Source organism: Ruegeria sp. AM5, from assembly GCF_056540645.1.
Genome location: NZ_JBQFXC010000001.1, coordinates 1,140,609 through 1,156,081 on the forward strand (window position 1 = coordinate 1,140,609; position 15,473 = coordinate 1,156,081).

20 protein-coding genes and 1 pseudogene are annotated in these 15,473 nt (G+C 56.0%); 10 read left to right on the forward strand and 11 right to left on the reverse strand.

Annotation, left to right across the window (positions count from 1 at the left end):
* Position 1: 1 nt before the first annotated feature.
* Together ACR0AH_RS05770 and ACR0AH_RS05775 are read right to left on the reverse strand one after the other, a co-directional pair.
* A complete protein-coding gene (locus ACR0AH_RS05770; protein WP_170596068.1) occupies positions 2 to 370 on the reverse strand; it encodes a hypothetical protein in 369 nt (122 codons plus the stop codon).
* Between the two features lie 42 nt (positions 371 to 412).
* Positions 413 to 730: an arsenate reductase family protein gene (locus ACR0AH_RS05775; RefSeq protein WP_480590810.1), complete on the reverse strand. Its 318-nt coding sequence runs from the start codon at positions 728 to 730 to the stop codon at positions 413 to 415.
* 214 nt (positions 731 to 944) lie between these two features.
* Between ACR0AH_RS05775 and ACR0AH_RS05780 the strand changes: the two genes are divergently transcribed.
* Positions 945 to 1,151: a cold-shock protein gene (locus tag ACR0AH_RS05780; RefSeq protein WP_008758035.1), complete on the forward strand. Its 207-nt coding sequence runs from the start codon at positions 945 to 947 to the stop codon at positions 1,149 to 1,151.
* Positions 1,152 to 1,266: 115 nt separating this feature from the next.
* Here the strand turns inward: ACR0AH_RS05780 and thyX are convergent, their stop codons facing one another.
* Complete coding sequence (gene thyX / locus ACR0AH_RS05785; RefSeq protein ID WP_170393643.1) at positions 1,267 to 2,178, reverse strand: FAD-dependent thymidylate synthase; 912 nt, start codon at positions 2,176 to 2,178, stop codon at positions 1,267 to 1,269.
* A gap of 177 nt (positions 2,179 to 2,355) precedes the next feature.
* Here thyX and ACR0AH_RS05790 point away from each other — a divergent pair, with 177 nt between their 5' ends.
* The 3 genes from ACR0AH_RS05790 to ACR0AH_RS05800 are packed head-to-tail and all read left to right on the forward strand — an operon-like array spanning position 2,356 to position 4,252.
* Positions 2,356 to 2,784, forward strand: a complete 429-nt coding sequence (locus ACR0AH_RS05790; protein ID WP_170404844.1) for a VOC family protein — start codon at positions 2,356 to 2,358, stop codon at positions 2,782 to 2,784.
* Positions 2,781 to 3,485: a DUF1194 domain-containing protein gene (locus tag ACR0AH_RS05795; RefSeq protein WP_170510742.1), complete on the forward strand. Its 705-nt coding sequence runs from the start codon at positions 2,781 to 2,783 to the stop codon at positions 3,483 to 3,485. Before ACR0AH_RS05790 ends, ACR0AH_RS05795 begins: the two co-directional genes overlap by 4 nt.
* On the forward strand, positions 3,482 to 4,252 hold the full coding sequence (locus ACR0AH_RS05800; protein ID WP_170404838.1) for a DUF1194 domain-containing protein: 771 nt from the start codon (positions 3,482 to 3,484) through the stop codon (positions 4,250 to 4,252). The genes ACR0AH_RS05795 and ACR0AH_RS05800 overlap by 4 nt, the downstream gene beginning before the upstream one ends.
* Here the strand turns inward: ACR0AH_RS05800 and ACR0AH_RS05805 are convergent.
* From ACR0AH_RS05805 to ACR0AH_RS05815, 3 genes are all read right to left on the reverse strand, one after another.
* Complete coding sequence (locus tag ACR0AH_RS05805) at positions 4,199 to 4,696, reverse strand: MarR family winged helix-turn-helix transcriptional regulator (RefSeq protein WP_480590813.1); 498 nt, start codon at positions 4,694 to 4,696, stop codon at positions 4,199 to 4,201. The two genes, ACR0AH_RS05800 and ACR0AH_RS05805, sit on opposite strands and share 54 nt — an antisense overlap.
* Before the next feature lie 77 nt (positions 4,697 to 4,773).
* The gene (locus ACR0AH_RS05810; RefSeq protein WP_170404831.1) at positions 4,774 to 5,031 is read right to left on the reverse strand and encodes a succinate dehydrogenase assembly factor 2; all 258 of its coding nucleotides are present in this window, start codon (positions 5,029 to 5,031) and stop codon (positions 4,774 to 4,776) included.
* Positions 5,028 to 5,420, reverse strand: a complete 393-nt coding sequence (locus ACR0AH_RS05815) for a helix-turn-helix domain-containing protein (RefSeq protein ID WP_170393655.1) — start codon at positions 5,418 to 5,420, stop codon at positions 5,028 to 5,030. Before ACR0AH_RS05815 ends, ACR0AH_RS05810 begins: the two co-directional genes overlap by 4 nt.
* A gap of 92 nt (positions 5,421 to 5,512) precedes the next feature.
* Between ACR0AH_RS05815 and ACR0AH_RS05820 the strand changes: the two genes are divergently transcribed.
* On the forward strand, positions 5,513 to 6,715 hold the full coding sequence (locus ACR0AH_RS05820; protein WP_170404828.1) for a pyridoxal phosphate-dependent aminotransferase: 1,203 nt from the start codon (positions 5,513 to 5,515) through the stop codon (positions 6,713 to 6,715).
* A 14-nt stretch (positions 6,716 to 6,729) separates the two neighbouring features.
* Positions 6,730 to 7,131: a hypothetical protein gene (locus tag ACR0AH_RS05825; protein ID WP_170404825.1), complete on the forward strand. Its 402-nt coding sequence runs from the start codon at positions 6,730 to 6,732 to the stop codon at positions 7,129 to 7,131.
* A gap of 4 nt (positions 7,132 to 7,135) precedes the next feature.
* Here ACR0AH_RS05825 and ACR0AH_RS05830 read toward each other — a convergent pair whose 3' ends face one another.
* From ACR0AH_RS05830 to ACR0AH_RS05840, 3 genes are all read right to left on the reverse strand, one after another.
* Positions 7,136 to 8,500 (reverse strand): MATE family efflux transporter, encoded by a 1,365-nt coding sequence (locus ACR0AH_RS05830; RefSeq protein WP_480590816.1) that lies wholly within the window; start codon positions 8,498 to 8,500, stop codon positions 7,136 to 7,138.
* Between the two features lie 129 nt (positions 8,501 to 8,629).
* Positions 8,630 to 9,559, reverse strand: coding sequence for a polyphosphate kinase 2 (ppk2, locus tag ACR0AH_RS05835; RefSeq protein ID WP_170404818.1), 930 nt, complete (start codon positions 9,557 to 9,559; stop codon positions 8,630 to 8,632).
* 167 nt (positions 9,560 to 9,726) lie between these two features.
* Entirely contained in the window at positions 9,727 to 10,335 is a 609-nt protein-coding gene (locus ACR0AH_RS05840) for a carboxymuconolactone decarboxylase family protein (RefSeq protein ID WP_480590818.1), read from the reverse strand.
* Between the two features lie 241 nt (positions 10,336 to 10,576).
* Here ACR0AH_RS05840 and ACR0AH_RS05845 point away from each other — a divergent pair, with 241 nt between their 5' ends.
* The 4 genes from ACR0AH_RS05845 (at position 10,577) to ACR0AH_RS05860 (ending at position 14,446) form a co-directional block, all read left to right on the forward strand.
* Positions 10,577 to 11,077, forward strand: a complete 501-nt coding sequence (locus tag ACR0AH_RS05845; RefSeq protein ID WP_480590820.1) for an NYN domain-containing protein — start codon at positions 10,577 to 10,579, stop codon at positions 11,075 to 11,077.
* A gap of 137 nt (positions 11,078 to 11,214) precedes the next feature.
* On the forward strand, positions 11,215 to 13,173 hold the full coding sequence (parE, locus tag ACR0AH_RS05850; RefSeq protein WP_170404808.1) for a DNA topoisomerase IV subunit B: 1,959 nt from the start codon (positions 11,215 to 11,217) through the stop codon (positions 13,171 to 13,173).
* A complete protein-coding gene (locus ACR0AH_RS05855; RefSeq protein ID WP_480590822.1) occupies positions 13,170 to 13,847 on the forward strand; it encodes a DUF2971 domain-containing protein in 678 nt (225 codons plus the stop codon). Before parE ends, ACR0AH_RS05855 begins: the two co-directional genes overlap by 4 nt.
* 317 nt (positions 13,848 to 14,164) lie before the next feature.
* A complete protein-coding gene (locus ACR0AH_RS05860) occupies positions 14,165 to 14,446 on the forward strand; it encodes a hypothetical protein (protein ID WP_170511160.1) in 282 nt (93 codons plus the stop codon).
* Positions 14,447 to 14,505: 59 nt separating this feature from the next.
* Here the strand turns inward: ACR0AH_RS05860 and ACR0AH_RS05865 are convergent, their stop codons facing one another.
* On the reverse strand, positions 14,506 to 15,276 hold the full coding sequence (locus ACR0AH_RS05865) for an alpha/beta hydrolase (RefSeq protein WP_480590824.1): 771 nt from the start codon (positions 15,274 to 15,276) through the stop codon (positions 14,506 to 14,508).
* Positions 15,277 to 15,334: 58 nt separating this feature from the next.
* Positions 15,335 to 15,473: pseudogene (locus ACR0AH_RS05870) on the reverse strand (iron-containing alcohol dehydrogenase); the annotation flags it as partial.

Here is a 15,473-nt window from a genome sequence, read left to right on the forward strand (position 1 = left end):
CCTAGAAATGTGCCTTGGGCTCGTCCGGTTTTCCTGCGGCGAGCCCGAGCAACCCTGCTGCGCCTGCAAAGGCAATCGGGAACATGGTGAAAACACCGAAGCCAAAGGCGTAGTACATCCCAGCGGCAGAAATCAGCAGCAAAATGCCTGCAATCAGAGCCCGCGAATGGGCCATCGCCCCGCCAACGATTGCCAACAAAGGCGCCACGATCGAAGCCGTCTGGATCAACTCGGGGTTCTCTACCTGCTCGGCAATGCCTTCGATCTCACCAAACTGGTCGATCAGTTCCACAAAGCCGTAGCCAAAAAAGCCGACGATCATCCCGATCAGCCCGGCAATGACGCCTAAAATCATGGCAGCGTTTCGCATTCACAGGTCTCCGCTTGTTGCCCGTGTCACATAAGCAGTTCTTCAGGCAACACCAAGGGCCTGAAGGGTTTCAGGCGTCCAGCCCAGATACATCTGACCATCGGATACTATCAATGGGCGTTTCATCAGGGTCGGATGATCAGCCAACAGCGCGAGCACCGGTCGATTGCGTGTGTCATCATCCAATCCCCGCCAGGTTGTTGATCGCGTATTGAGCAAGGCTTTGCCGAAAGTCTCGTACGCCTCGGACAGCACATTATCGGGAACCCCTTGCGCGCGGACATCAACGAAAACCGCATCTGGAAGCAGTTTCAATGCCTTACGGCACGTATCGCAAGTTTTTAACCCATATAGCTGCACTATCTAACTAATCCTGTAATCGCTGCAAATTTAGACAAACCCATCAGGCTGCCCCAGTTATTCTTGATTTTTTACTTCACCGTGTAATGTTGAAAAAGGCGAAACACGCGACCCGGGCTGTATCGTGAGGGCGAACAGTGACGTGTGGCGGTTTTGCCAGCCAAGGCCCCCACCAATTTGTGGGACAACTTGTAAGTAGAAGGAGACACGGGAAATGCCAACCGGCACCGTGAAATGGTTTAATACAACCAAAGGCTATGGTTTTATTGCGCCCGATGAAGGGGGCAAAGATGTGTTTGTTCATATCTCGGCCGTAGAACGATCCGGTCTGACCGGACTCGCTGACAATCAGAAAGTCTCGTACGAGTTGCAGGACGGACGTGACGGCCGCCAAATGGCTGCTGATTTGAAGCCGCTGTAAGGCACAGCCCGCCCCGGCGGGAAAGATAAAAGAAGGTTGACGGCCAATTTCAGGCCGTTAACCGCAAACCCTAGTGAACGCGCCCACCTTGGGACGTGCTCGGTTTTCTGTTGAATCAACCCTCTCTGATAACAGCCTCAAACTCACGCCATTCCCGTGCGGTCATGCCTGAGTTTTCCTGAGTGACATCTTCACCGCTGAGCATCCGACGCAAGCAGGTCACCATCTGCGCCGAGAGGTTGACTGCGCCAAGGCGGTAGTCCTCAAACGCGCGGTAGGCAAACGGTACCCAGTCGGCGACAATCTTGCACATGGTATCTGCGTAAACGCGGATTTCGTACTGCGCGTGCGGGTCGGCACGCAGACGCAAGAAGTGGAACAAGTTGTGCAAGTCCACCTTCCAATACCATTGCGTATAAATGTTGGCTGGAAGGTTCATCCGCGCCAGTTCACGCGCAAGCCCTTGCTGGCCGTCCTGACCGATCATCGCCTCGTAGTTGTCATAGCAGCGCGCACTGTCCGCTTTCAGTATCTCCAACACACGCGCGGCCTCTTCGCCTTGCAATGTGTCTCCACGGCCCTGATTGTTAACCTCGGATTGCGCGGCGACATGTTCGGGTGCCGGGATATAGAACTCTCGATCCAGGATCGAATACCGCGCCGAATATTCGTTCACATTCGCCGTGCGGTGGCGGATCCACTGGCGGGCTACGAACACGGGCAGTTTGACGTGCAACTTGATCTCGCACATTTCAAACGGGGTCGAATGCCAGTGGCGCATCAGATAGCGGATCAGGCCTTCATCATTTTGCACCGACTTGGTGCCTTTGCCGTAGGAAACACGCGCGGCCTGACAGATCGCAGCATCGTCGCCCATATAGTCGATAACGCGGACAAATCCGTGATCCAGAACCTGATGCGCCGTGTACAGATGATCTTCCATACCTTCGGCAACGACGCGGCGGGTCGGGCTCGACTGTGCGCGCTGAGCTTCGATCTCGGCCAGTTGGTCGGCAGACAGAGGCATGAAATTATCCTTTCCAGCAATGAGTCGCCGACCACTATATATCGGCAAGCTTGCCATCGGAACCGCGATATGTGCGGCGCATTGCGCTAAATCGGATTTGTGTCCGGCCAGCCCCTCGACATGGGATGAAGGCGCGCTAAGGTGCTTGGCATCACAACAAATGCAAGGAAAGTCGCGATGGGGCTGACATATCTCCACACCATGGTCCGCGTGAAGGATCTTGAGAAATCCATAGCGTTTTATGAACTATTGGGCCTGAAGGAAACGCGTCGTTATGAAAGCGAGGCTGCGCGGTTCACACTGGTATTCCTCGCCCCACCGGGACAAGAGGACGCGCCCATTGAACTTACATACAACTGGGATGGCGACGATGCGCTGCCAAGCGACAGCCGCCATTTCGGGCATCTCGCCTATGGTGTCGACAACATTTACGAGACCTGCCAACACCTTCAGGACAATGGCGTAGTGATCAACCGCCCGCCGCGCGACGGGCGCATGGCATTCGTCCGCTCGCCTGACAATATCTCAGTTGAGTTGCTGCAAAATGGTGAAGCGCTGGCCCCGGCGGAGCCTTGGTCTAGCATGGAAAGCACCGGCCACTGGTGATCCGCTGGCTGGGAGCACTGGGGCTGGCTGTCACGGGCAGCCCCCTTTGGGCCGAGACCTGCCGCCTGGCGCTGGCGCTGGCGATGGACATCTCGACCTCGGTGGACGCGACCGAGGATGCGCTGCAACGACAGGGGCTGGCCAACGCATTGATTGCGCCCGAGGTGCAGGAGGCTTTCTTCCTTTCACCTCAACCGGTTGCATTAGCCGTCTATGAATGGTCCGGCAGTTTCAACCAGACATTGCTTTTGGATTGGACGATAATCGATACTCGGGCCAATTTGATCTCCGCCGCGCATCGGATCGGGACATCGAAGCGATCGGAAGACGAGTTCCCGACTGCGATGGGTCACGCACTGGCTTTTGGGGCGACCTTGCTGGAGAGCGCCCCGAATTGTCTGTTCCAAACCATTGATATCTCGGGCGATGGCAAGAATAACGATGGCTACGGGCCACAGATCGCCTACAAGCACTTTCCATTCGAAAACACGACCGTGAATGGTCTGGTGATCAATGCAGCTGATTTCGAAGGAGAAATCGACTTGATCCCGTTCTTTCAGAAAAATGTACTACACGGACCCGGTGCTTTTCTTGAGATCGCCGCCGGGTTCGAAGATTTTGAGCGTGCCATGCGTCGCAAACTGGAACGGGAATTGAAAGGGTTGGAACTTAGTGCGCTGCAACCGGATAATGCGAAATGATCCGCCTGTGTGCGACACTTCTTTGCCTGCTGGCCAACCCGCTTTCAGCGCAATGTCGACAGGCTTTGGCGTTGGGAATGGATGTCTCTGGTTCGGTCGACAGTCGTGAGTACAGGTTGCAACTTAGTGGCCTTGCGGCGGCGTTGCGCCATCCCGAGGTGGTTCAACTGATCCTTTCAAACCCGTCTACCTTTATTCGGATCGCTATCTACGAATGGAGCGAACCTGGCCACCAACGCCTCTTGCTTGGTTGGACAGATGTTCGCTCGACTGCTGATCTGCGTCGAATTCAGCAACATTTAGAAAGCACAACACGCTCATCAGCGCCGCAGGGAACGGCGGTCGGGTCGGCCATGTTGTACGGTGCTGAGATGTTGGAGAGCCAAAGCGATTGCTGGCGGCGAACACTGGATCTGTCCGGTGATGGTAAACACAATCTCGGACATCACCCGCGGGACATAAAAGCCGCTTTGCAAAACACTGATATTACAATCAATGCCCTTGTAATCGGTATCGACGACCCCAATCCAGGAGACACCCGCCAGGTAGAGATTGGGGAGCTATCCGCCTATTACCACGCATGGGTCATCCGAGGCCCCGATGCTTTCGTCGAAGTCGCCCTTGGCTTCGAAGCCTATGAAGATGCGATGACACGTAAACTGATCCGTGAGCTTGAGGGTCTGTCGCTGTCCCAAACTCAGCCATCAAAGCTATCAGTAGATATACCGAATCTGATCGGTCCAATATCGTTCGACCCGACGCAGTGAACCGGTGATCTCTTCAATCCCATCGGTCCCGATCACGCCGCGGTTTTGCAGCCCTTCTGCATGGCGGGCGAACAGGTCTGACACGATGTCACGAATCTCACGCCCGCGCAGGGTCAGGCGTACCCGTACCGAGCGGCGGTCAATCTCGCATCGTTGATGGTGCATATAGCCCATCTCGACCAGTTTCTTAAGATTGTAGCTGACATTGCTGCCTTGATAGTAACCACGGCTCTTCAACTCTCCGGCGGTTACTTCATGGTCGCCTATGTTGAACAACAGCAGGGCCTGCACCGCGTTGATTTCCAAAACGCCGACGCGCTCGAATTCATCCTTGATGACGTCCAGAAGCAAGCGGTGTAGACGTTCGACCAGTGCCAACGCCTCAAGATAGCTCGTCATGAACCCCTTGGTCCCGGGCGCGGTGACCTGTAACTCCATACTCATTCAATCCTCCGATTCATCGCGCTGTTTCTGAAAACATGACGCGAATTCCCGAAAAATCGGTTAAGCCTGATGATTGCTTATTTTTGAAAGGTTTGCGCGATATCCGCGATCAATTCGGCCAGTGGTTCCGGCGGGCTGGCCTGACCAGTGACCCATTGATAAAGGTCCTGATCATTTTCATGCAGCAAGGCATCATATGTGTCCAATCCCGCCTCGTCCATCGAAGACAGATTGCGATCGGCATATGCCGCCAGGATCAAATCCATCTCTTTGATGCCCCGCCGCATCGAACGCATTTTCATGCGCTTGATCCGGGTCTCGCGCGGCTCGGTCATTGATTGCGTTCCAATTTCAGACGCAGCGCTTTTTCGACGCGAGCCAGACGCTCGGAGTTGGCTCGCATCTCACCTCGAATCGTGCGGAGCTCTGCAACAAGATCGCGCAATTCCGAGTCCGTATCGCCATGCAGGCTTGTTTCGTCCATGCCGTCGCCCTCGCCCGTCAGAAGCCACATGATCGAGACATTCAGTAGCCCCGCCATCATCGACAGCTTGTTCGCGCGGGGTTCCGACAAATCATCTTCCCACGAGGTGATCGTGGCTTTTTTGACACCAAGCCTGCGGGCCAATTGGGTCTGCGTCATACCTGCGGCTTCGCGTGCGCCAGCAACGCGATCCCCGAAGGTTGCGGTGTCCGGTCCGAACCAGTCTGTTTCGTCGTTCATCGGGGTCTCCAAAGGGTAAAACTCAATTGGCTTGATCGTTATTTCGGCGCACCCTATGACAGTCGGGCTGAACATACAAACCGAGGCCGACCATGAGTTTCCTGTCTGCGACACTGTCACGCGTAAAACCCTCGCCCACCATCGCGATGACGTCCAAAGCAGCCGAGCTGAAGGCCGCCGGGCGCGATGTGATCGGGCTGAGCGCAGGCGAGCCCGATTTCGACACGCCGCAGAACATCAAGGACGCCGCCGTGGCCGCCATCGCTGCGGGCAAGACCAAATACACTGCTCCGGACGGCATCCCCGAGCTGAAACAGGCGGTCTGCGCCAAGATGAAGCGTGACCACGGATTGGACTATACGCCCGCTCAGGTCTCGGTCGGGACCGGGGGTAAGCAGACGCTTTACAACGCGCTGATGGCTACGCTGAACGAGGGCGATGAGGTCCTCATCCCCGCGCCCTATTGGGTCAGCTACCCGGACATGGTGTTACTGGCCGGTGGCACACCAGTGATCGTCGAAACTTCGCTGCAGACCAATTTCAAACTGACAGCGGATCAACTGGAAGCCGCAATCACACCTAAAACGAAATGGTTCATCTTCAACTCACCCTCGAATCCCACCGGGGCGGGCTATAGCCGTTCTGAACTAAAAGAACTGACTGATGTCCTGATGCGACATCCGCATGTCTGGGTGATGACCGATGATATGTATGAGCACCTGGCCTATGACGGGTTCGAGTTCTGCACGCCCGCACAGGTGGAACCGAGACTTTATGATCGGACGCTGACCTGCAATGGCGTCTCCAAAGCCTATGCCATGACCGGTTGGCGTATTGGCTATGCGGCAGGCCCGGTCGAGTTGATCGCCGCGATGCGCAAGGTGCAATCTCAATCAACTTCGAATCCCAGTTCGGTCAGCCAATGGGCAGCAGTCGAGGCTCTGAATGGAACTCAAGCATTTCTTGCGCCGAATAATGAGATCTTCAAACGCCGTCGCGATCTGGTCGTCGACATGCTCAGCCAAATCGACGGTATCTCGTGCCCGACACCCGAAGGCGCGTTCTACGTCTATCCATCAATTGCAGGCTTGATCGGGAAAACCACACCCGCGGGCACCGTGATAGATTCGGACGAAACCTTCGCAATCGCCCTGCTGGAAGAGGCCGACGTGGCGGTGGTGTTTGGCGCAGCTTTTGGTCTGTCGCCCAATTTCCGCGTCAGCTATGCGACCTCTGATGAAGCCCTGACTGAAGCCTGCACACGCATCCAACGTTTTTGCGCCGCGCTCACCTGATACCGGAGTTTGTTATGTCCACAGCCCTGCCTGAATACTATTTCCGCGTGCGCGAAAATGGGGCAGCGGTGTTCAGGATCGACACGGAAAATCGCCATCGCCGGATCGAGATGGAACAGATCGCGGTCATCAACATCCGCAATGGCGAGGTCAAACCGCAGGGCCAGCGTGTACTAAGCGACGCCGACAACGATGAAATCGCGCGCTGGATGGAAGAGCGCAAAGCCCTGCTATCCCGCCGCGATATGGATGATATTCACCGTGCGGTTGACTACCTGAATCTGACCACGCAATGGGCTCAGTCTAAAGCAACGGATGCGCAATTAGAGGACGTGACCGACCCATTGCTGATGGCAATGCACGACTTGCGGTCGGTACTTGTTCGAAAGAAATCCGACCGGATGAGCAAAGAATGATCCCCTAGGCGGGAACTTCTCCTACATCGCGCACCGACCTTAGCCAGAAGCGCGCCATCAACAATACGGCAGCACAAGCGAGGCCAATCACGAGGCCAAGCCAGACTCCGATCCCCTCCATACCTCGAACAAAGCCGAAATAGTACGAAGCGGGGATACCAATCACCCAATAGCTAAGTGCGGCCATCACCATCGGTATTTTTGCATCCTGCAAACCTCGCAACAGGCCTAGTGCGATGACCTGCGCCCCATCGACCAGCTGGAACAACGCAGCCATCGCCAGCAGGCCAGTGCCGATTAGCAGGATCTGTGGCCGCTGCGGATCATCAGCCTCCATAAACAGCGAGATCAGGGGCTCAGCGCATGTCAGGAATAGAACAATCGTCAAGACCGACACGATCAACGACATCCCGGTCACCGTAATCGCGCCTTTCTCAAGATGCGCCCGATCCCGTCGACCCAACGCGTTGCCCGCCCGAATAGTCGCCACATTAGACAAGCCCAAATGAACCATGAACGTCGCCGAGGCGAGGTTCAACGCAATCCCGTGAGCTGCCAGCGGCACTGGACCCAACCAGCCCATCATGACAGCTGAGATCGCGAACAACGACACCTCCGCCAGTGTCGTCAGACCGATGGGAACGCCCAAACGCAGCACGCTCATGAACATCTCCCAATCCGGGCGCCAAAACCGCTGAAACAAGCTGTGTTCCGGCAACGCACGCACCGCATAGATCACGACCGCCACCAATGATACGATCTGCGTCACCACTGACGCGATAGCCGCACCAATCACCCCAAGTTCGGGCGCGCCCCAGTTTCCGAAGATCAGCGCATAGTTGGTCACGCCATTGACCACAGCTGCAACAATCGTGATCCACAGCACAATCTGCGTCCGCTCAAGTGCGGCCAAATAGGACTTCAGGACCATCACCAACAGCGCCGGGAACAAGCCCCACCCCGCGACCCGCAGGTATACTGACGCAGTTTCAGCAACTTGCGGCTCTTGCTTCAAAGCAATCAGGATCGGATGGGACCACCACAAAAGGGGGATCATCACCGTCGCATAGATAAGTGATAGCCACAGACCCATGCGAGTGGAGCGGCGAATGCTGGTCTCATTCTCCTCGGCGGCAGCGGTCGCCACCATTGGCATTACGGCCCACCCAAACCCGGCACCAAACAGGAACAGGACGAAGTAATAGCTGTTGGCCAGCGTCACGGCAGCCAATGCCTCGACCCCGTACCAGCCTAGCATGACGGTATCGGTCAAACCAATCGCATACTGTGCCAGATGCCCGCCAATCAATGGCAGGCCCAGCACCGCGATTGCGCGCAAATGGCCGGGATATGTCATCACCTTGTTCATTCCGCCAGCCTTAGGCTTGCGCGCTGCCCGAGACAAGAGCGGAACAAACTTATTTCATAATGAGACTAACGAGAACAAAGCGACGCAAGCCATCACCTTTGGTGCAACGGCTTTACAGTTTATCGATTTTCACCCGATCTTCGCGTCAGGATGCAGCGCTGTCCCCAGAATATGGTCCGAGTTATGAATTACGTGATGCGCCTGCCCAACTATCAACGGATCAGGCTCACCAACGATCCTGAGGTCTTTGTCCGGGTAGTCTAGCGTCGACAGAAAATGCCGCATGCAGTTCAGACGCGCGCGTTTCTTGTCGTTGGATTTGACAATCGTCCAGGGCGCATCAGCGGTGTCGGTGTAGAAGAACATCGCCTCTTTCGCCTCGGTATAATCATCCCATTTGCTCAGGCTAGCCTTGTCAATCGGTGACAGTTTCCATTGCTTCAACGGATCAGTTTCACGACTCCCAAAGCGCCGCTGCTGCTCTTCCTGCGTGACCGAGAACCAGTACTTATAAAGTTGAATGCCCGAGCGCACCAGCATCCGCTCCAACTCGGGCGTCTGCCGCATGAATTCCAGATACTCATTGGGTGAGCAGAAGCCCATCACCCGCTCGACGCCCGCACGGTTGTACCAGGACCGATCATAAAACACCATCTCGCCCACGGTGGGCAGCTGCTGCACATAACGCTGGTAATACCACTGCCCCTTCTCCTCATCCGTCGGCTTGTTCAATGCGACCACACGCGCCTGACGCGGGTTCAGATGCTCCATAAACCGCTTGATGGTCCCACCCTTGCCGGCGGCGTCGCGGCCCTCGAACAACAGCACAAACCGCTGCCCGGTCTCCTGCGCCCACAATTGAACCTTCAGCAACTCTGCCTGCAGCTCGGCCTTTTGCGCCTCGTAATCCTTGCGTGCCATCTTGCGGCCATAGGGGTACTTGCCGCTCTCGAAAGCTTGCCGGATTTTCTCGGATGTTGGTGCCGAGGCATCCGCCTTCAGGTCAGTTACAGCTTTGATCTGCGATGATTTTTGTTTGATCTGGGGTGCCGCATCCATACATGTTCTCCTCGGTTTCACTGTCGAGGAGATGCTTAGCCGATTGTCACATGGCGCGCTTTGATTGGTGTCAAATTGACATAGGTTTTATCGGGGCGTCAAAGAACAGGCCTATGCCCGTTCTTTACATGACCCCTAAATACATAGGGGAGCGGCCAGCCCCGCACTTACCGATGTCCCCAATCATCAGGATTGTCCGAGTTGTTCGGCGACAAGCCCAAAACGTCTCCGTCAGTCGAACACCCCAACCCCAAAACGGTTCTGTTCGCATAGGAGAAATACGAACACACCTGATTGATCTCAAGAATCTCGCCATCTTCCCACCCCGCCTCTCGCAGAGCGATCACATACCCCTCAGTCAGATCGCCAGGTGCCTCGGTCAGCTTGCGCGCATATCTCATCGCTTCGACCTGTGCCGCGTCCAGCGGGGCCGAGGCCGGATCACGCGCCTCAATCGCCGCACGGATCGCATTGCCGCGCACCTCATCATGCAGCAACCGCTGCAATCCGGAAAAGTGATGTTCTACGCAATATCCACACTTGTTCAGAGAGCTGACCCACACGCCCAACACCTCAAGAAACCACTTCGGTATCTTGTTGCCCGAGTGATGCAGTACGGCCTTATACATCGCCATATGGCCTTCCATCGAATGCGGCCGCAGACTGTGCGCCATCATGATATTGTCCACATTGTTGTCCGGCCCGGTGACCCGTTCATAAAGCCTCCTCAGCTTTCCCGTAGCCTCTTCGAGTGGAATGGTTCTGATCCAACTCAATTCTTCTGCTCCCCTGATTTCTGCTTCCGGAACAAAGCCTAAACGTGATTTCGAAATATGACGAGACCTTGGAAAGCTCGCGGTTTAATAACAATCTGTTTTGCATAACTGATATATGCTGGGCAGCTACCCTTACTGTCTGCTACGTCCCTATTGAAACAACTTTCTGACCAAAGACTTTTCAACTGTGCGCCCTCTCATCTGTGTTATTGCCCTGTCTTGTTTTGGCTCTGCTATAGCTATGTTCAATCCAGCGTTCTCAGATTGGTTATTGCTGACAGGTCCGTGCGCATTGGCAAGTTTGCTGCTACTGTTCGGAAAAAGGCTACGCCCGCTCAATACTTCAAAAAACTGGGCTGTCGTCGATGGATCAAGTGTTTTGCACTGGAAAGGCGGTGTTCCTAATATCGTCTCAGTGCGCGAGGTTGTCGACGAGTTGAAGACAAAGGGGCGGACACCGGGCGTCGTCTTTGATGCCAATGTAGGATACAAAATCTCAGATCGCTATATGAACGACAGTTCCCTTGCGGCTTTGCTTGGGTTGCCATGCAGCCACGTGATGGTTGCGCCGAAGGGTACTCCTGCCGACCCGCTAGTCCTTCAGGTAGCGCGGGATCTCGGCGCTGCTATCGTCACAAATGACCGGTTCCGTGATTGGGATGACGAATATTCGGATGTGCTTGAGAAAAGTTCTCTTGTTCGAGGTGGCTTTAAAGACAAAACTCTCTGGCTGTCATTGTAAACGCGCTGCAATACAGCGCTGAATATCGCTTCGGTTCCGTTGGCCCCGACAAACCGGATACAACACCTCGCGCCCCTCTTCCCCCGGACCACATCACCTGCCATAATGGGGGAAACTCAAAAACAAGAGCAGCACCCATGCCCGACGATCTGTTGACGCCAGAAACAACGACCGCTTACGACGCCTCGTCCATCGAGGTGCTGGAAGGTCTGGAACCGGTCCGCAAACGCCCCGGCATGTATATCGGCGGCACGGATGAGCGTGCATTGCACCATATGGTGGCCGAGATACTCGACAACTCAATGGACGAAGCTGTTGCGGGCCATGCCAACCGGATAGAGGTCGAACTGCACGCAGATTACGCTCTGACCGTGCGCGACAACGGGCGCGGTATTCCGATCGACCCCCACCCGAAATTCCCGGACAAGTCCGCGCTAGAGGTGATCCTGTGTACCCTGCACGCGGGCGGCAAGTTCTCGGGCAAGGCGTATCAGACTTCGGGCGGTCTGCACGGTGTGGGTGCATCGGTGGTGAATGCCCTGTCGGATTCGATGGTCGTGCAGGTGGCACGCGACAAGCAGCTGTTCGAACAACGGTTCTCGCGTGGTATCCCTCTAGGACCGGTGGAAAAAGTAGGCGCAGCGCCCAACCGGCGCGGTACAACCGTCACGTTCCACGCCGACGCCGACATCTTCGGCCACCACAAGTTCAAACCCGCGCGCCTATTCAAATCCATCCGCTCCAAGGCCTATCTGTTCTCGGGCGTCGAAATCCGCTGGAAATCCGCCATCGACGACGGTGAAACCCCGACCGAGGCGACCTTTCACTTCCCCGGCGGCCTGTCGGACTATCTGAAGGAGACGATGAACGGCTCGTCGACCTATGCCGAGCAGCCCTTTGCTGGCACCGTGGACTTTAACGAGAAGTTCGGCACCCCCGGCAAAGTCGAATGGGCGATCAACTGGACGCCTTCGCGCGATGGGTTCATCCAGTCCTACTGTAACACCGTCCCCACCCCCGAAGGCGGCACCCATGTCGCCGGTTTCTGGGCTGCGGTCCTCAAGGGGATCAAGGCCTATGGCGAGCTGATCAACAACAAGAAAGCAGGTCAGATCACCCGTGACGACCTGATCACCGGCGGCTGCGCGCTGGTGTCCTGCTTTATCTCGGAACCGGAATTTGTCGGCCAAACCAAAGACCGTCTGGCCACGGTCGAGGCGCAACGGCTGGTCGAAAACTCCGTCCGCGACCATTTCGATAACTGGCTGGCGGCTGATACGAAATCCGCCGGGGCGATCCTCGACTTCCTCATCCTGAGGGCCGAAGAACGCCTGCGCCGACGGGCCGAGAAGGAAACACAACGCAAGTCCGCCACTAAGAAACTTCGTCTCCCCGGCAAGTTGGTGGACTGTTCTAGTTCAACACGCGACGGCACGGAATTATTCATTGTCGAGGGCGACTCGGCGGGTGGGTCCGCCAAGATGGGCCGCGACCGCAAGACACAGGCCCTGCTGCCCCTGCGTGGCAAGATTCTGAACGTGCTGGGCGCGGCCAGTTCGAAACTGGGCACCAATGCCGAGATCAACGACCTGACCCAAGCGTTGGGTGTGGGCCTTGGCACCAAGTTCAACGTCGACGACCTGCGCTATGACAAGATCATCATAATGACCGACGCGGATGTGGACGGGGCGCATATCGCATCGCTGCTGATGACGTTCTTCTTCACGCAGATGCGCCCGATGATCGACGCGGGCCACCTGTATCTGGCCTGCCCGCCCCTCTACCGCCTGACCCAAGGCGCCAAACGTGTCTATTGTCTGGACGAGGCCGAGCGCGACGAGTGGCTGGAGAAAGGTCTAGGCGGCAAAGGCAAGATTGACGTCTCGCGCTTCAAGGGTCTGGGCGAAATGGACGCCAAGGACCTGAAAGAGACCACGATGGACCCGGCCTCGCGCAAGCTGATCCGCGTCACCATCGACGAGGACGAACCCGGCGAAACCGGCGACCTCGTCGAGCGCCTGATGGGCAAAAAACCCGAACTGCGGTTCCAATACATTCAGGAAAACGCGCGGTTTGTGGAGGAATTGGACGTTTGAGTGAACCCAAACGTCTTTACTATTTCACCGGCCCAGATCATGCTCTTGATAACGTTGTAAGGCGTCGCCTGAAACTGTCCTTCCCCAACGAAGTGAATGATATCTTCGAGATGAAGCCATTCGACTTTGGTGACAACCGTGAAGCGCGAATAGCATGGGGCCAGACCATCGATCGATTCTCGCAGGAACGCGGATTCATCTCGTTTAGTAGCGAGTGGTGCCTCCCGACTATGTGGGGCCATTATGCTCGGAATCACAAAGGGGTTTGTTTTGGATTTGATGTCTCAGGCGACGTTAACCAAATGGATTACACAGACTGCTTCGTTAAATTTGATCCAGAAGTCCTTAAGGACTTCGATGCGCTAGAGCAATTCGTTGCTTACGCTCGAGACACTAAGAGCAAGCATTGGGAATACGAAAACGAATGGCGAGCATACGTCGAACTGACGAGCGAAGAAAAAGAGCTGAAAGCACGTGGCGCAAACTTGTTCTTCCATCCATTTGGAGATGAACTGAGGTTGCGAGAGATTATCATCGGCGCCAACTCAAATCTAACTTCCGCTCAATTTAGAACTGCTTTGAAAGGCTATGCTGGCGTCGAAGTAAAAACTGCCAGACCATCGTTTCGTGGCTTTAAAATCGTAGAACAGCAATCCGTAAGATTGCAAAAGTAGCATCCGATTTATCATTGGATGAGACAAGTACTTCCGTGCATTTTGAGAACCTCGCGCCCTGCCCGAGGATGGGTGCGGAACGCGCCCGCCCAAGGGGGCAGGTCGGGCGCGTGCTTGATGCTTTGCATCAAGCAACTGGTAGATAGTACGGTGCTTCCCACCCCGTAGGCCGGGCTTCAGCCCGGCACACCGCAACCCCCTTGCCTAACCCGTTGATCCCGTTCACACTTACCCTCAATCCGTAATCCAAGAACGAATTTTGAGGTTTCCGGCGCCAAAACCAAATCTAACGAAATAATTCCGAACGGGAGGACGACATGAAAACACTAACCCTAGGGCTGGCCCTGACCCTGCTGGCCTCGGCAGCCCCCGCGCAGCAGATGCTCAGCACTGCATCGCCCATTCCGGACGGGGCCGAGACGCGGTTTTGCTACTATGGCGGGATGGCCTATTCGCCAGACGCGTTCATCCTGCTGACCGGTGACAACACCGTCACCTCAACCATCAGCACGCGCGAGGAACGGCTGTTGCGGTGTCATCGCAATGACGATGGCTCTCTGGTCTGGAAACCGCAGAGCACGTTTCAAACCAACAACTGACGTAGGATGGGTTTCCAACCCATTAAAGCGGAGCGGGGACGATGGGGTGAAACCCCATCTTACCCAACATTCCGATCCAACCAGTCGGCAATCTGTTCGGCTGGGCCTTCCCAGCCCGGCTCCATGAACAGAAAATGCGCGTGGTTGTCGACGGGCAGGAAAGTCGCACGGTCTCCGTAAAGCTTCGCCAGAGCGCGGCAGGTGTTGGGGTTCACGGCCCGGTCCTCGGTGCCTGAAACAATCAGCACCGGGCAGTCGACCTTGTCGATATCCACCTTCATCGCGTGGTGGTCGTCGAACATCCAGAAGAACATCTCGAACATCACCCGCCCGCTTTCGGGGCCGAGCTGGTCGAACACCTCATGCTGCTGCGCCTCGGGCATCTTGTTGAGCGCAAAGGGGGCCATCAGATCGAAATCAACGCGCATGGGCTGTTTCCAGAACGCCCCACTCTCCATCAACGCGCGCGGCACGGCACGTTCGTCGTCGGTTTCGGGCAATGTGCCCCAGGCCGCGTTTGGGTTGATCAGGACAATTGCGCTGGCCAACCCCCGAGACGCCACCTTCTGCGCCACTACCCCCGCAATGGCATGGCCCAGTAGAATAGGTTTGCTCTCCAACCCCTGCACGAAGTCTGCAATGTCATTGGCGTAATCTAGGACGCTTGTGTCGGTGAGGCCGGGATCGGGATCTGCCTTGGGGTCGCCACAATGATAGCGTAGCGCGGGCGTATGCACCGTCCAGCCACGTGCACGAAAGAAGCCCGCATAATCCTCCATACACCACGGCCCGGCAAAAGCACCGTGGATCAGAACAATCTCTTTCGTCATGAAAATCTCCCTCACCTCCGACCAGTATGAGAGGTGAGGGATGGGTTCGGCAAGCCTGTCAGTGTGCTGCGTTGAAGAGCGTTGTCAGGTTTTCTTCGGTCAATTCGATCGGATTCCCTCCGCATGAGGGGTCGATGATTGCGCCCTGGACCAGTTCGGGGATGGCGGCTTTGGTGACGCCGAGGTCGGAGAGATTG

Excerpts from the sequence above, each read along its gene's own strand:
- ACR0AH_RS05860 (WP_170511160.1), top strand. The coding sequence starts at position 14,165 with ATGAAAACACTAACCCTAGGGCTGGCCCTGACCCTGCTGGCCTCGGCA.
- ACR0AH_RS05780 (WP_008758035.1), top strand. The coding sequence starts at position 945 with ATGCCAACCGGCACCGTGAAATGGTTTAATACAACCAAAGGCTATGGT.
- ppk2 (WP_170404818.1), bottom strand. The coding sequence starts at position 9,559 with ATGGATGCGGCACCCCAGATCAAACAAAAATCATCGCAGATCAAAGCT.
- parE (WP_170404808.1), top strand. The coding sequence starts at position 11,215 with ATGCCCGACGATCTGTTGACGCCAGAAACAACGACCGCTTACGACGCC.
- ACR0AH_RS05790 (WP_170404844.1), top strand. The coding sequence starts at position 2,356 with ATGGGGCTGACATATCTCCACACCATGGTCCGCGTGAAGGATCTTGAG.
- ACR0AH_RS05815 (WP_170393655.1), bottom strand. The coding sequence starts at position 5,420 with ATGAACGACGAAACAGACTGGTTCGGACCGGACACCGCAACCTTCGGG.
- ACR0AH_RS05800 (WP_170404838.1), top strand. The coding sequence starts at position 3,482 with ATGATCCGCCTGTGTGCGACACTTCTTTGCCTGCTGGCCAACCCGCTT.
- ACR0AH_RS05770 (WP_170596068.1), bottom strand. The coding sequence starts at position 370 with ATGCGAAACGCTGCCATGATTTTAGGCGTCATTGCCGGGCTGATCGGG.
- ACR0AH_RS05845 (WP_480590820.1), top strand. The coding sequence starts at position 10,577 with ATGTTCAATCCAGCGTTCTCAGATTGGTTATTGCTGACAGGTCCGTGC.
- ACR0AH_RS05830 (WP_480590816.1), bottom strand. The coding sequence starts at position 8,500 with ATGAACAAGGTGATGACATATCCCGGCCATTTGCGCGCAATCGCGGTG.
- ACR0AH_RS05820 (WP_170404828.1), top strand. The coding sequence starts at position 5,513 with ATGAGTTTCCTGTCTGCGACACTGTCACGCGTAAAACCCTCGCCCACC.
- ACR0AH_RS05825 (WP_170404825.1), top strand. The coding sequence starts at position 6,730 with ATGTCCACAGCCCTGCCTGAATACTATTTCCGCGTGCGCGAAAATGGG.
- ACR0AH_RS05865 (WP_480590824.1), bottom strand. The coding sequence starts at position 15,276 with ATGACGAAAGAGATTGTTCTGATCCACGGTGCTTTTGCCGGGCCGTGG.
- ACR0AH_RS05805 (WP_480590813.1), bottom strand. The coding sequence starts at position 4,696 with ATGAGTATGGAGTTACAGGTCACCGCGCCCGGGACCAAGGGGTTCATG.
- thyX (WP_170393643.1), bottom strand. The coding sequence starts at position 2,178 with ATGCCTCTGTCTGCCGACCAACTGGCCGAGATCGAAGCTCAGCGCGCA.
- ACR0AH_RS05810 (WP_170404831.1), bottom strand. The coding sequence starts at position 5,031 with ATGACCGAGCCGCGCGAGACCCGGATCAAGCGCATGAAAATGCGTTCG.